This window comes from Streptococcus mutans (assembly GCF_006739205.1).
GTDB lineage: Bacteria > Bacillota > Bacilli > Lactobacillales > Streptococcaceae > Streptococcus > Streptococcus mutans.
Map to the genome: position 1 here is coordinate 319258 of NZ_AP019720.1, position 13030 is coordinate 332287.

Below are 13030 nucleotides of genomic sequence, written 5' to 3' on the forward strand. Positions count from 1 at the left end.
TTGTCCTCGCTTTTTTATCATTTTTAGAAGCTTAGCTTTTTTGCCATTATGTTATAATAGTTCCATGAATACAAAGATTTTAAAAGCCTTAGAATTTGATAAGGTTAAAAAGCAATTTGCTCATTTTTTGCAGAGTGAGCAAGGGCAAATGGAATTAAACGATTTATTACCTATGACCAATCAGGAAAAAATTGAACGTTCTTTTGCCGAAATTGCAGATGTAGCACAGATTTTTCAGGAATATGCTTCCTTTGGCTTTGGGCACAGTCAGGATATTTCAGAAAGTTTACGTCGTTTAGAATTAGGAGCGGATCTCAATACTCAAGAGCTTTTGGCTGTCAAACGTATTTTGCAGATGTCAGCAGAGCTCAAGGACTTTTATGATAATTTAGAAAATGTTGATTTGCAAATTTTGGATTGCTTATTTGAAAAGATTGAAACGTTTCCTGATTTGCAAGGGAGTTTACAAGCCATCAATGATGGTGGCTTTATTGAAGATTTTGCTAGTCCTGAATTAACTAAAATTCGTCATCATATTCACCAAAATGAACAACAAATTCGTCAAATTCTTCAAGAAATGTTGAAGAAACGAGGTGATTTATTGGCTGAAAACCTTATTGCCAGTCGCAGTGGTCGCAGTGTTCTTCCAGTGAAAAATACTTATCGTCATCGTATTGCAGGCGTTGTTCATGATATTTCAGCTTCAGGAAATACGGTTTACATTGAACCTCGAGCTGTTGTTAATTTAAATGAAGAGATGACTCAGGCGCGTGCAGACGAACGCCATGAAATGACTCGCATTTTACATGATTTATCCGATAGGCTAAGATCACAAACAGATATTATTGGTAATAATGCTTGGTTGCTTGGACATATTGATTTTGTTCGTGGGAAATACCTTTATATGAGAGAAAATCAAGCCAGTCTTCCTAGTTTAACAACGGATCAAACTATCCGTCTTTTGAGTGTACGTCATCCTCTGCTAAGCAATCCAATTGCCAATGATTTACATTTTGAACATGATACAACAGCCATTTTAATTACAGGTCCTAATACGGGCGGTAAAACCATCATGTTAAAAACATTGGGAATAACGCAACTGATGGCTCAGTCAGGTCTTCCTATTTTGGCTGATGAGGGAAGTAAGGTTGCTGTTTTTAAAGACATCTTTGCAGACATTGGTGACGAACAGTCCATTGAGCAAAGTTTATCCACTTTTTCAAGTCATATGACACATATTGTCGAAATTCTGCAAAAGGCCAATAAAGACAGCTTAGTCCTTTTTGATGAACTTGGTGCTGGTACAGATCCACAAGAAGGGGCAGCCTTGGCCATGAGTATTCTGGAACATTTACGCTTATCAGATATTAAAACAATGATTACCACCCATTATCCAGAGCTTAAGGCCTATGGTATCGAAACAGAATTTATTGAAAATGCGAGTATGGAATTTGATATGGTGACGCTCAGCCCCACCTATCATTTTATGCAAGGAGTACCGGGACGATCCAATGCTTTTGAGATTGCACGTCGTTTAGGTTTGTCTGAAATTATTGTTGCAGAAGCGGAAAATTTGACGAATACGGATTCAGATGTTAATAAAATTATTGAACGTTTGGAAAATCAAACCATTGAAAGTCGCAGACGTTTGGATAATATTCGTGAAGTGGAGCAGGAAAATCTCAAATTTAATCGAGCCGTCAAAAAACTTTATAATGAATTCTCACATGCACAAGACAAAGAGTTGCGTAAGGCCAAACTAAAGGCTCAAGAGATTGTTGACAAGGCTCTTGCAGAGAGTGATTTTATTCTCAAAAATCTTCAAGACAAAGCACAACTTAAGCCCCATGAAATTATTGAAGCTAAAGGCAAGCTCAAGAAGTTGGCTCCCGAGATAGAGCTTTCGAAAAATAAGGTTCTTAAAAAAGCTAAGAAGAAACGTGCTGCGAAAGTTGGAGATGATATTATTGTCAGCAGTTATGGGCAAAGAGGAACGCTTACTAAGCGCTTCAAAGATAGTCGTTGGGAAGCACAAGTAGGGCTGATCAAAATGACTTTACAAGAGTCAGAGTTTGATTTAGTGAAATCAGACAAAGCCCAAGCATCGCAGAAAAAACAAGCTCACCTTGTCAAAAGGACTTCTCAAAAGGCTCCTAGTGCTAGACTTGATTTACGTGGCAAGCGTTATGAAGAAGCGATGCAAGAATTAGATGAATTCATTGATCAGGCACTCTTGAACAATATGGCTCAGGTTGACATCATCCATGGTATCGGAACTGGTGTTATCCGTGATGGCGTAACTAAATATCTTCGCCGTAATAAGCAAGTTAAGGAGTTTGGCTATGCTCCTCAAAATGCAGGTGGTTCGGGCGCTACAATCGTGACTTTCAAATAGCGTAGCAAATATTAGGCAAATATAATCTTTTAGTGTAGAATAGGCTTATCAAAATGATGAAGGAGAAATAATATATGACAAAAGTAGTTACAGATGCAACTTTTGAAGCTGAAACGGCTAAGGGACTTGTACTTGTTGATTTTTGGGCAACATGGTGTGGTCCATGTCTTATGCAGGCGCCAATTTTGGAACAGCTTTCAGAAGAATTGGATGAAGATGAACTCAAAATTGTTAAGCTTGATGTGGATGAAAATCCTAATACAGCACAAAATTTTGGCATCATGTCGATTCCAACTTTGCTTTTTAAAAAGGATGGCGAAGTTGTCAAACAAGTTGCAGGTGTTCATACGAAAGATCAAATTAAGGCTATTGTAGCCGAACTTGCATAGTATAAGCAGGCTTCAATGCCTGTTTTTTTGATAAAAACTTGACTTAGAGTCCACTCCAAATGTTATAATGAAGCAAATTTCAAAAAGGAGAAAATAAATGAAAACAGCAGTGTTTGTAAAAGCTGGTCAAATGGCCATTGAAACTATTGAGAAGCCAAGTGTTATTGAAGTTGATGATGCGATCATCCGTGTCGTCCGTGCTTGTGTCTGTGGTTCTGATCTGTGGTCTTATCGTGGAGATGATGACAAAGCTACGCATTCAGCCAACTCAGGTCACGAAATTATCGGAATCGTTGAAGAAGTTGGCTCTGCTATTAATACAGTGAAAAAAGGAGACTTTGTTATTGCACCATTCACGCATGGTTGCGGTCATTGTGCAGCTTGTCGTGCTGGTTTTGAAGGAGGTTGTCAAGGACACGATCGGTCAACAAACTTTTCAAGTGGTTATCAAGCCGAATATGTTCGTTATGCTCATGCTGATTGGTCTTTAGTAAAAATTCCGGGTCAACCTAGCGATTATTCAGAAGGCATGATTGCTTCGCTTTTAGCTTTGGCGGATGTTATGCCAACAGGCTATCATGCAGCGCGCGTGGCCAATGTTCAAAAGGGGGATACGGTTGCAGTTGTTGGCGATGGAGCGGTTGGACTCTGTGCTGTTATCGCAGCTAAAATGCGTGGAGCTAAACGTATCATTATCATGAGTCGCCACAAGGATCGTCAGGAATTGGCGTTGGAATTTGGCGCTACTGATATTGTAGAAGAGCGCGGCGAAGAAGGTGTAGCTAAAGTTCTTGAACTGACAAATGGCGATGGTGTTGATGCCGCTCTTGAATGTGTCGGAACTCAGCTGTCTACTGAAACAGCGTTAGCTATTGCCCGTCCAGGTGCAGCTATCGGTCGCGTGGGTGTTCCACATACCAAAGATATTAATCTTTCCGATTACTTCTTCCAAAACGCTATTATTGCAGGTGGACCAGCATCAGTAACGACTTATGACAAATCGGTTCTTCTCAAGGCTGTTCTTGATGGTGAGATTAATCCAGGAAAGGTCTTCACTCAATCTTACAGCTTAGATGATATTGATCAAGCCTATAAGGATATGCAGGAGCGCAAGACCATTAAGTCTATGGTTGTCGTTAGCAAATGATTTTGTCTCAATAACATTATCGTTATAACTTGTTTGGTGTTAAATATTTTTTATAAGTCTCTTAAAAAGCCACTGAAAAACAAAATCAGTGGCCTTTGTGCTTATAATAATTGATTGATTTCAGTTTATCCGTTTGTGAGGTTATAAATGGACAAATTCTGAGTATTATGGTTTTTCAAGTAGGTCAACTATTATTTATTTTTGAGATATTCAGCTAACATTTTTTTCTGAGGTGTGGCAAAAGGATAATTGGCAAAATCTTCCATAGCAACCCAGCGAACTTCTTTATTACTTGGCAGCTCAGCCATTTCCACAAAACCTTCCTTAAGTTGAATAGTCCATTTTTGATGACTGAATGTATGTTTAACTGGTGTGAAAGCTAGGTCAGACCAAGTGGGCTTGAGTTTATAATCTTGCTCAAATGTAGCCTTTTGTGACAAGGTTTCTAGAACAACATCATGATTGTCAAATAAGTCCAGTTGCTGTCCAATAAAGTCTGTTTCCATAATGGGAAAGGACCAGAAGCCACCTAACAGTCGTCCCTGCGTATTTTTTTCCAGTAAAAATTCATCCTTGGCATTTCGTACGACAAAGGCTTGAATTTGTATGGGTTTAGGTTTTTTCTTAGGCTTCTTGATTGGATATTTGTCATAGGTTCCATGTAAATAGGCTGCATTGAAGGAACGAATAGGACTTTCTGCAGGTCTAGGATTTTTCGCCGATTCGATGTCTGTTCCCAAATCCATTAGAGCCTGATTGAAGTCTCCGGGATGTTCAGGATCAATCAAAATTTTCATGATGGCTTGAAAAATTTTACGATTTTTAGCCTCTCCAATATCATAATTCACTTCAAATAGGCGTGCTATAACGCGCATAACATTGCCATCAACGGCCGGTTGGGGCAAATCGAAGGCTATGCTAGCAATAGCTCCCGCTGTGTAGGGACCAATGCCCTTTAATTGAGCGATTGTTTCGTAGGTAGAAGGAAATTTGCCATCAAAATCAGTCATAACTTGCTGGGCAGCCTTTTGCATATGACGAACACGAGAATAATAGCCCAAACCTTCCCAAGCCTTCAGTAACTTCTCTTCAGGAGCGTCAGCTAATTTTTCAATGGTAGGAAAGCAGTCTAAAAATCGCTCATAGTAGGGGATGACAGTTTGTACTTGTGTTTGTTGAAGCATAATTTCAGATACCCATATGCAGTAGGGGTTTTTAGTGCGGCGCCAAGGTAAGTCACGTTTTTCTTGATTATACCAAGTTAATAAAGTCTTTCTAAAGGAAATAATTTTATCCTGATTCCACATTTCAATGCCGTAGTCACTTAGATTTAACATAAATCTATTGTATCAAATGCCCTTTTATTTTCCAAAAAAGTTGTATTTTTTAAAGTTTTATTCTTGACAAATGTAAGCGGTTACGATAAAATAGATTTAGAAAAAAGATAAGAAATCTACTAAAGGAGGAATTCTATGGTAAGATTAAATATTGCGCGGTATAAAAACGGAGACTAAAGGTCTATAGTAATGTCAGTTTTGTTGATTACAAGGAGGTGGCGCTTATGTTAATGATTGATGTAGGTCGCTATAAAAATGGTGACAAAGAATAGACAGCAGGCAGTAACTTTATAACAATTGAGAATAAAATGGAGAAGCATTCAATTAATATAAGCTAAATGAGGAATGTGGAGAACAAGAAACCAGAGACAAATGTATTTTATTTATAGAAAGTATTGGATGGTCTTGTTCAACTCTCTCAAGAAAACTCGCGAGTAAGGAAATGCTTCAACGATATTAAGATAGAGTTATAGTCAAGGTCTAGGTAGATATATTTAGGTCAGAGAGCTCAAAGACCTGATGATTCTTAAGAATAAGAAGAATATTAAAGGAGGTCTACCAATTTTAAAAATAATTCGAAAAAGCTATAAAAATAGTGAATAACTCCTTATAAAATCAAAAAGTGCAAAGGAGAAGTCCAATGACACTTTAATTGTAAAACAAAATAATAAGAGACCCCCAGCGATGAGCGTGTAGATTGTTGGGGGTCTTAATTATATTGAAGGTATACAAATTTAGAAAAGCAAATAAGTTTGTTGACCGTTATAAACTTATAACTAATAGTGATGTAAACCAACTATTTGATTTTAAAGTAAAAAATGGCATAAATCGCTATTACGCGATATTCTAAGAGACTAAGGTCCGAAACAAATACAGCGAACAGCTTTGCTAGGAGTTGTTGTACTGATTCTTGCTAAAGTTGAAAAGCTAGCTGATGCGATAAGCATCACTATTATTGAAAGATAAAGTTTTTTCATTACATAGCATACTCTTGTGCCCAGCCTCTAAAACCCTTTCAAATCCGCCTATTACAGCGTCAGTCATGGCTCCGCCAAGCGTCGTGACCTCGCCAGCCTAAACCTAAAGATCCAATATCTGCACCAGCACATCTGTAAGAGAAAGCTTCACTAGTCGTATATGCGGCTCTGTACAATAAACTTAAACCTAGTCCAGAACCATTTACTTGTGTAAGATAATCTGCTCCCAATGTTTCAAATTCTTCAAATACTAGTGAATCCATAAAACTTTCTTTATATTAAAAAATAACATTTTAGCACTTAAACTTTTCCTAATCAACTTCAAACAAAAAAGTAATTTAATTGATAGGAAGAACATAAATTTCTGATCATTTTTATTAACTTAATAGTTAAAAACCTTACTGATTGAAAGTCAATATATGCATACAATGCTTTTCTTTTAGCTTTTTTATTCTAAGAATTTCTCAAGATTTGAGGATGGTTTTAGCTGTTATTAAAATAAAAGGTCATTGACAGGTTTATATAGTAGTGATAAAATAGGACAAATTTTAGAAAGGACTAATAAAAATGAATCAGAAATCTAAAAAATCGTTGACTCCACTTGTACTTGGTATTTTTTCTCTTCCTTTTGCTATTTTTCCAGCGATTGTTGGTTTAATTCTCGGTATCGCTGGACTTATACTTGCTATCAACAAAAATAAAGAAGAGGAATTTAATTATAGGATTGAAATTATTTTGAACAGTCTTGGTATTATCATCGCAGCTATTAATATGATTATTGGGTTTATTCAAGGTTTCAACAATGGAATGTGATAAATAAAAGAATTCTAAATTCTGAACATTAATTTGTAGATAGCCATTTTTTCTTGCATTATGGCCTATAATCCTGTATAATAATATTTTGTGAGTGTCCCTCACTTACCCCTTGCTAGGACTTGGGGTCATTAGACCAAAAGGAGGAAAATTCAATGGCTAAATACGAAATTCTTTATATCATTCGTCCAAACATTGAAGAAGAAGCGAAAAACGCTTTGGTAGCACGTTTTGATGCTGTTTTGACTGACAATGGTGCAACTATTGTTGAATCAAAAGATTGGGAAAAACGTCGTCTAGCATATGAAATCCAAGATTTCCGTGAAGGACTTTACCATGTCATTAATGTTGAAACTGAAGATGCCCATGCTCTTAACGAGTTTGACCGTCTATCAAAAATCAATAATGACATTCTTCGTCATATGATCGTTAAACTTGACGCTTAAGAAGGTTGTGGTAGTTTATGATTAATAATGTAGTACTAGTTGGTCGCATGACTCGTGATGCTGAGCTCCGTTACACCCCAAGTAATCAAGCTGTGGCAACTTTTACCCTTGCGGTTAACCGTAATTTTAAAAATCAAAATGGTGAACGTGAAGCTGATTTCATTAATATCGTGATTTGGCGTCAGCAAGCTGAAAATTTAGCTAACTGGGCTAAAAAAGGGACTCTTTTAGGCATTACTGGTCGAATCCAGACCCGCAATTATGAAAACCAACAAGGTCAGCGTGTTTACGTCACAGAAGTTGTTGCGGATAATTTCCAAATTTTGGAAAGTCGTGCTACACGTGAAGGTCAATCAAACAGTTATAATGCTGGTGGTAACAATAACTTTGGCGGAAATAATTTTTCTTCCCAAGGTTCTTCACAATCTCAAACGCCAAACTTTGCTAGAGATGAAAGTCCATTTGGTGATTCAAATCCTATGGATATTTCAGACGATGATCTTCCGTTTTAAGAAAAATATAAAGAAGGAGAAAAAACAACATGGCTCAACAACGTCGTGGCGGATTCAAACGCCGTAAAAAAGTTGATTATATCGCAGCAAATAAAATTGAATATGTTGATTACAAAGATACTGAATTGCTTAGTCGTTTTGTTTCAGAACGTGGAAAGATTCTTCCACGCCGTGTGACAGGGACTTCGGCTAAGAATCAACGTAAGGTAACAACAGCTATCAAACGTGCTCGCGTAATGGCACTTATGCCTTTTGTAAATGAAGATTAATAAAAAGACCCTAATTGTACTGACCCCAAAAAGTTGGACAAGAAATTATTGAAAGGATTTAGTCCTGTATTGCACAGGGCTGAGTCCTTTTAGTTTGTCTTCTAAAAACTTGAAAAGGACAAGGGTAACAAGACTGTCTTCAGTCTGATTCAAAATGTCAAAGAGTTTGGGACAAAAGTCTCAAACTCCTTCAATCTGTGCAACATCAAATGTTTGACGCAGTGGTTTATTTACAAAATTGTAAGTTATAGTACAAAGACTGTAAGATTAGGGCTGTCATTTTTCAACTATACTAATAGTGAAAAGGAGGGCAGACTAATGAACAGGTTCCAATTCAAATTATTTCTAGCTACTTTTATGATGCTAGACCATATTGATTTTTTGGTTTCAGAAGAGATGGGGATTTGGCTCCATATCTTGACACGTTTTGTGGCAGTTGGTTTCGCTTATTTAGCTGTTGAAGGATTCTTTTATACGAAGGATATCACAAAGTATCTCATGCGCTTGTATATAGCGGCAGGATTGATGTTTTTGGGAAATAATCTTATCAATTTTATGCTGCATAAACCTCAAGTAGCTGCTTATCATAATATCTTCTTGACCTTAGCCTTGGGAGTTACCATGCTTTGGCTTTATCAAAAAATAGAACACAAGGTGACAAAGATTATTGTGACGGTTTCGGTTCTGTTGCTAGGATTGATCTTTACTGAAGGAGGAGATGTTGTTTTACCGTTTATGCTGATTACTTACTTGAACTTTTCCAATTCATTGCGTCGCAATTTATGGTATTTAGCTTTATCGGTACTACTATTCTTTACAATTGTAGGTATTCCAATGCCTTCTTCCTCTCAAGAGAGTTTGACAAATTTAATACTTTTGAATCCTGACTTTTGTTTCGTTACGATTATTCCTTTATTGTTCCTTTATAATGGTCAGCAGGGCCTTAAAAACAAATTCAGCCAATATTTCTTCTATGTTTTTTATCCCGCTCACCTTTGGATTTTAGCTATCATGCATTATTTACTAATAAAGGTGTAAGATATCATTAATATTGAATGTTTAGAGATCCCATAGCCACTGTTCCAGTCAATGTAACGTTAATAAAATCACCATTTGTGCTAGGAAAACCTGAAAATGAAATGGAAGCAAAGGGGGAGTGAGTTTTATTGATGATTTTCCAGTTGTTTGGAATACGCAGATTGGTTTCACCAAAGCTAATATCTATATGAATTTCGGGAGAATCTGTCATAAATTGAGCTTGAGAGAGATCAACAGATTGTTCTCCAAACTTAGTATCAATAATAATTTTATTTAATTCTTGAGAAGTCACATAACTGGTATTTTCAGAAAAAAGTGTTTTTAAAAAGACATCTGTTTCGTTATCAATGTAGTTAGCATTTTGTTTCATATTAAAATAATGATTTCCTTTATAAGAATAAGAATAGTGTGGTTTGAGGAAACTATTTAAGATAACGCCGATAATGATTATACCCGTAAAAAGCGGTCCGGTAGAATAGTCAAAATGAAAGATATCTTTCAAGTAGATACTAAGAAAACCTAAGGCTAGAAAGAAAAAGAAGATACTCCTGTTACTCAAAGCTATTAACATAAAGAACAGGGCCAACATCAACATGTTGCTAAAGAAAATATGAAATCCCGGGATAAAAGCAATAGTAATAAGGTAAAGTGCGAGAAGCCCAAGCAGACCGTACCAAAAATAATTTTTTTTCATAGTAAACTCCTTTTTTTCATAAGTAATTCTTTGTAGTATTTACGAGATACCCAAGTTGTTTTGGATGAATGTCTAAAACTAATTTTGGGGGTAGAGGAGAAAGACTTATTGATGGCAGAAATTTCAAGGCTATTGGCAATCTGACTCTTGCCAATTTGCTGAAAATAATCAGGTAAAATTTCTTTGAAATCGCGCAGAAGCAAATGGCTTTTGTAAATTTTATCATTAGTATGAACATAAGTTTTCCGATTGTTGATTTCAATAAAGAGAATATCTCTAATATTTAAAAAGAAAATTTCCTTTTCTAAAAAGACCTCTACTGACTGATGTTTAGGATTTAAGTGAATCTCCATAACACCGGGCGCCACTTTGTCATCAAAAATGTATCTTGTCTCCATGTATTAACTATAGCATAAAAAGGTTAAAAATGACCACTTTTCTATTAAGTGGTCATTTTTAATGTCTAAGAGGTAACCATTAGTAATAAATGTTTATTTTCTTTGTTGAGGAGCCAAAGCATTTTCAATATTATATTTTTTCTTAAGCAGATAACGAATACCAAAAGCGAGGGCACAAATAACAAGCAAGACGAAGCCTGGAACTTTGGGATTGAGAAAAGCTGGTAAGAAGCCTGTTGCTGCATAAAGAAACATCCAAAAAATCATGAAGAATGCTAAGATCCCAAATGATTTGATAAAACTAGGACGTTCACTTTTAGGCATTCCTGAGTAGCGATAGAAAAAGTGATAAGTTAAAAACATGATAGCACCGCCACCAAAGCCAAGAAAGGTAAGTGTCACAATCCCGTAGGTAGGTGCTTGTTTGCTAAAAAAATTTAAAAATCCTGTTATTAAGGTCACAACAGCAAGGAAGAAGAGGGAAGTATCTAGCCACATAAGCCAGGGATTTGTATTTTTAGGAGCAGAAGCTGTTGACTTGTTTTGTTCTGTTTCAATAAATTGAGCTGCCCAAGCAGTTGGTGCACCCAAAAAAGAACGTGCGGGGATTCCTTGCTTTTGTTTTTCGATAATTTCAGGTAAAGTCTTGGCGAGAATAGTTTGAATATCTTCATCGGATTTACCTGATTGGAGTAATTGATGTGTTACAATATTGATGAATTCTTGATTTTTTTTAGTAAGATTTTGTACATCCATGAGTGTTTTCTCCTGTTTGTGAAATAGTGTGATAAAAATAATTTAATGAATATACTTTATACTTGGGTATTTTGAGTAAGCGGATGAGACTTACCACCTAATAGCGGATGCTGTAGAATGTCGGATACTTAAGCATCCGACAATATAAAGGAAGTTACGAAGCACAAGGGAGAGAATCGATACTATTCTCTTCCTTGCGCAAGTAAGTGGGTTAGGCATACCGCCTAATAGCGGATGCCGTAGAATGGCGAGATGCTTAAGTATCCGACATTCTAACCCAGTTAAAACCATTTTTTGCGAATGAAATAAATAACGACAATAGCACTCATTGCTGCTGCAATTAAGACGATATACCAGAAAGCATGATTCAATCCATTTAGTGGTAACCAGTTATTTTGAAAATTCATACCATAAGCAGAGAAAATGACAGTTGGTATATCTAAAGCCATTGTCATCAGAGCTAAAGTTTTCATTATAGTATTTTGGTTGTTAGAAATAATTGAAGCAGAAGTTTCAGTCATAACATTAAGGACATTTTCATAGATACCTGCCATCTCAATGGCCTGTTGTGTCTCAATTAAAGTATCTTCCAGCAAATCTTCATCTTCCACATATTTTTTGAGACTGGATGTATTGCTGGAGAGCTTTTTAACGATTCGTTCATTAAGTTTTAGAGAGGCTCTGAGGTAGACAATTGATTTTTCTAATTCCATCATGTCAATTAGCTGTTCATTGCGTGTTGCTTTTTCCAGCTGAGCTTCAATTTTATCGCTTTGACGATCAATAGAACGCAGGGCAGTTAGGTAAAGTCCGGCATTGCGATAGAGGAGCTGGAAAACGAAACGTGTCTTCATGAAAGTATAAAAATTACGAATACGATGGCTCCAGAAATTGTCAAAGAGAGTCAAAGATTCTAAACAAGTCGTAATAACAGCTGTTTCTGTGACAATAATACCAAGAGGAATTGTAATAAAGTAACTTCTGCTGTTGCGTTCTTCTGGTGTGGGAACGTCAACAATAATGAGAGTATAATCATCCTCAACAGAAACACGTGAGGTTTCTTCAACATCAAGCGGTGCTCTTAAGTCTGTGATATCAATATTGAACCTTTCAGCAATCTGTAAAGACTCTTCCTGGGAGGGATTGACCAAATTAATCCAAGCACCTGGCTCGAATGTTTCGATTTCTTTAAATTCGGTTGCTGTTGAAAGAAACATTTGCTTCATGACAAGCCCTCCTTTTCATTAATTGATACATACCGTTCTATTATACTACAATTCTCAGTTTTTTGGGACAGGTAATAGTAGAAAAATTTGTTATAATAGAATGTAAATTGATTTTATGGACTTAATAAGTGCGAGAAAAGTTTAGATGATGTTCTAAATGCTCGAAATTTAGAGACATATTTTTTTCGACTTACATTGATTTACAAAGAGGATTGCCTTAAGGAGTAAATGTCTGGTATGCAAAGCATACAGCATTGCATTGCTTTTCTAAAATTCAGTCGCTTTTTAGAAACTTTGTATTCTTTTGAGAGGATAGAACACGAGTTTAACACTATGTGAAAAAAGGTAGGTTTCCTTGAGTTTTATCAACTCATCATTAATCTTTTTTCCCTTTGTACTTTATTTTATGCCCTTTGTATTATAGAAAGGATTGGAATACGGGACTAATTTTCTATGAAAAAAGATAAACTTTAGTGTGCAATCATACGGCATCAGTTTCTTATTTTCGACGAAAATTTTCGGCAAGCCGAATCGTCCCTTTATATCATTAGAAAGGAATTGAACCTGCCTATACTCTTGTGGAAAAAGATAAAGTTTCTTAGAAACGTATTGTTTCGTCACCAATTTTCCTAT

Annotated in this window: 15 protein-coding genes; 8 read left to right on the forward strand and 7 right to left on the reverse strand. The window is 36.2% G+C overall.

What is annotated here, in order from left to right:
* Positions 1-64 precede the first annotated feature (64 nt).
* The 3 genes from FNL60_RS01705 to FNL60_RS01715 all read left to right on the forward strand — a co-directional run bounded on the left by FNL60_RS01705 (position 65) and on the right by FNL60_RS01715 (position 3931).
* Positions 65-2395, forward strand: a complete 2331-nt coding sequence (locus FNL60_RS01705; protein WP_002280329.1) for an endonuclease MutS2 — start codon at positions 65-67, stop codon at positions 2393-2395.
* 74 nt (positions 2396-2469) lie between these two features.
* On the forward strand, positions 2470-2784 hold the full coding sequence (trxA, locus tag FNL60_RS01710; RefSeq protein ID WP_002263363.1) for a thioredoxin: 315 nt from the start codon (positions 2470-2472) through the stop codon (positions 2782-2784).
* Positions 2785-2881: 97 nt separating this feature from the next.
* Positions 2882-3931, forward strand: coding sequence for a zinc-dependent alcohol dehydrogenase family protein (locus tag FNL60_RS01715; protein WP_002280328.1), 1050 nt, complete (start codon positions 2882-2884; stop codon positions 3929-3931).
* A gap of 191 nt (positions 3932-4122) precedes the next feature.
* Here FNL60_RS01715 and mutY read toward each other — a convergent pair whose 3' ends face one another.
* Both mutY and FNL60_RS01725 read right to left on the reverse strand, forming a co-directional pair.
* Positions 4123-5268, reverse strand: a complete 1146-nt coding sequence (gene mutY, locus FNL60_RS01720; protein WP_002267522.1) for an A/G-specific adenine glycosylase — start codon at positions 5266-5268, stop codon at positions 4123-4125.
* A 1036-nt stretch (positions 5269-6304) separates the two neighbouring features.
* On the reverse strand, positions 6305-6508 hold the full coding sequence (locus tag FNL60_RS01725; RefSeq protein ID WP_002280327.1) for a hypothetical protein: 204 nt from the start codon (positions 6506-6508) through the stop codon (positions 6305-6307).
* Between the two features lie 304 nt (positions 6509-6812).
* Here FNL60_RS01725 and FNL60_RS01730 point away from each other — a divergent pair, with 304 nt between their 5' ends.
* The 5 genes from FNL60_RS01730 (at position 6813) to FNL60_RS01750 (ending at position 9323) form a co-directional block, all read left to right on the forward strand.
* Positions 6813-7058: a hypothetical protein gene (locus tag FNL60_RS01730; RefSeq protein WP_002263367.1), complete on the forward strand. Its 246-nt coding sequence runs from the start codon at positions 6813-6815 to the stop codon at positions 7056-7058.
* Between the two features lie 155 nt (positions 7059-7213).
* Positions 7214-7504, forward strand: coding sequence for a 30S ribosomal protein S6 (rpsF, locus tag FNL60_RS01735; protein ID WP_002261866.1), 291 nt, complete (start codon positions 7214-7216; stop codon positions 7502-7504).
* Positions 7505-7521: 17 nt separating this feature from the next.
* Positions 7522-8016, forward strand: a complete 495-nt coding sequence (locus FNL60_RS01740) for a single-stranded DNA-binding protein (protein WP_002261867.1) — start codon at positions 7522-7524, stop codon at positions 8014-8016.
* Between the two features lie 29 nt (positions 8017-8045).
* Positions 8046-8285 (forward strand): 30S ribosomal protein S18, encoded by a 240-nt coding sequence (gene rpsR, locus FNL60_RS01745; RefSeq protein ID WP_000068664.1) that lies wholly within the window; start codon positions 8046-8048, stop codon positions 8283-8285.
* A gap of 318 nt (positions 8286-8603) precedes the next feature.
* Positions 8604-9323 carry a TraX family protein gene (locus FNL60_RS01750; RefSeq protein WP_002280414.1) on the forward strand — a complete coding sequence of 240 codons (720 nt, stop codon included), beginning with the start codon at positions 8604-8606 and terminating at the stop codon, positions 9321-9323.
* A gap of 7 nt (positions 9324-9330) precedes the next feature.
* Here FNL60_RS01750 and hdrM read toward each other — a convergent pair whose 3' ends face one another.
* The 5 genes from hdrM to FNL60_RS01775 form a co-directional block, all read right to left on the reverse strand.
* The gene (gene hdrM / locus FNL60_RS01755; RefSeq protein ID WP_002268420.1) at positions 9331-10017 is read right to left on the reverse strand and encodes a hdrR negative regulator HdrM; all 687 of its coding nucleotides are present in this window, start codon (positions 10015-10017) and stop codon (positions 9331-9333) included.
* Complete coding sequence (gene hdrR / locus FNL60_RS01760) at positions 10014-10370, reverse strand: LytTR family transcriptional regulator HdrR (RefSeq protein ID WP_002280415.1); 357 nt, start codon at positions 10368-10370, stop codon at positions 10014-10016. The genes hdrM and hdrR overlap by 4 nt, the downstream gene beginning before the upstream one ends.
* Positions 10371-10508: 138 nt before the next feature.
* Positions 10509-11171, reverse strand: a complete 663-nt coding sequence (locus FNL60_RS01765) for a DUF1129 domain-containing protein (protein WP_002265267.1) — start codon at positions 11169-11171, stop codon at positions 10509-10511.
* A 281-nt stretch (positions 11172-11452) separates the two neighbouring features.
* Positions 11453-12397 carry a magnesium transporter CorA family protein gene (locus FNL60_RS01770; RefSeq protein WP_002262667.1) on the reverse strand — a complete coding sequence of 315 codons (945 nt, stop codon included), beginning with the start codon at positions 12395-12397 and terminating at the stop codon, positions 11453-11455.
* 399 nt (positions 12398-12796) lie between these two features.
* Positions 12797-13018 (reverse strand): hypothetical protein, encoded by a 222-nt coding sequence (locus tag FNL60_RS01775; protein WP_018110215.1) that lies wholly within the window; start codon positions 13016-13018, stop codon positions 12797-12799.
* Between the last annotated feature and the right edge of the window lie 12 nt (positions 13019-13030).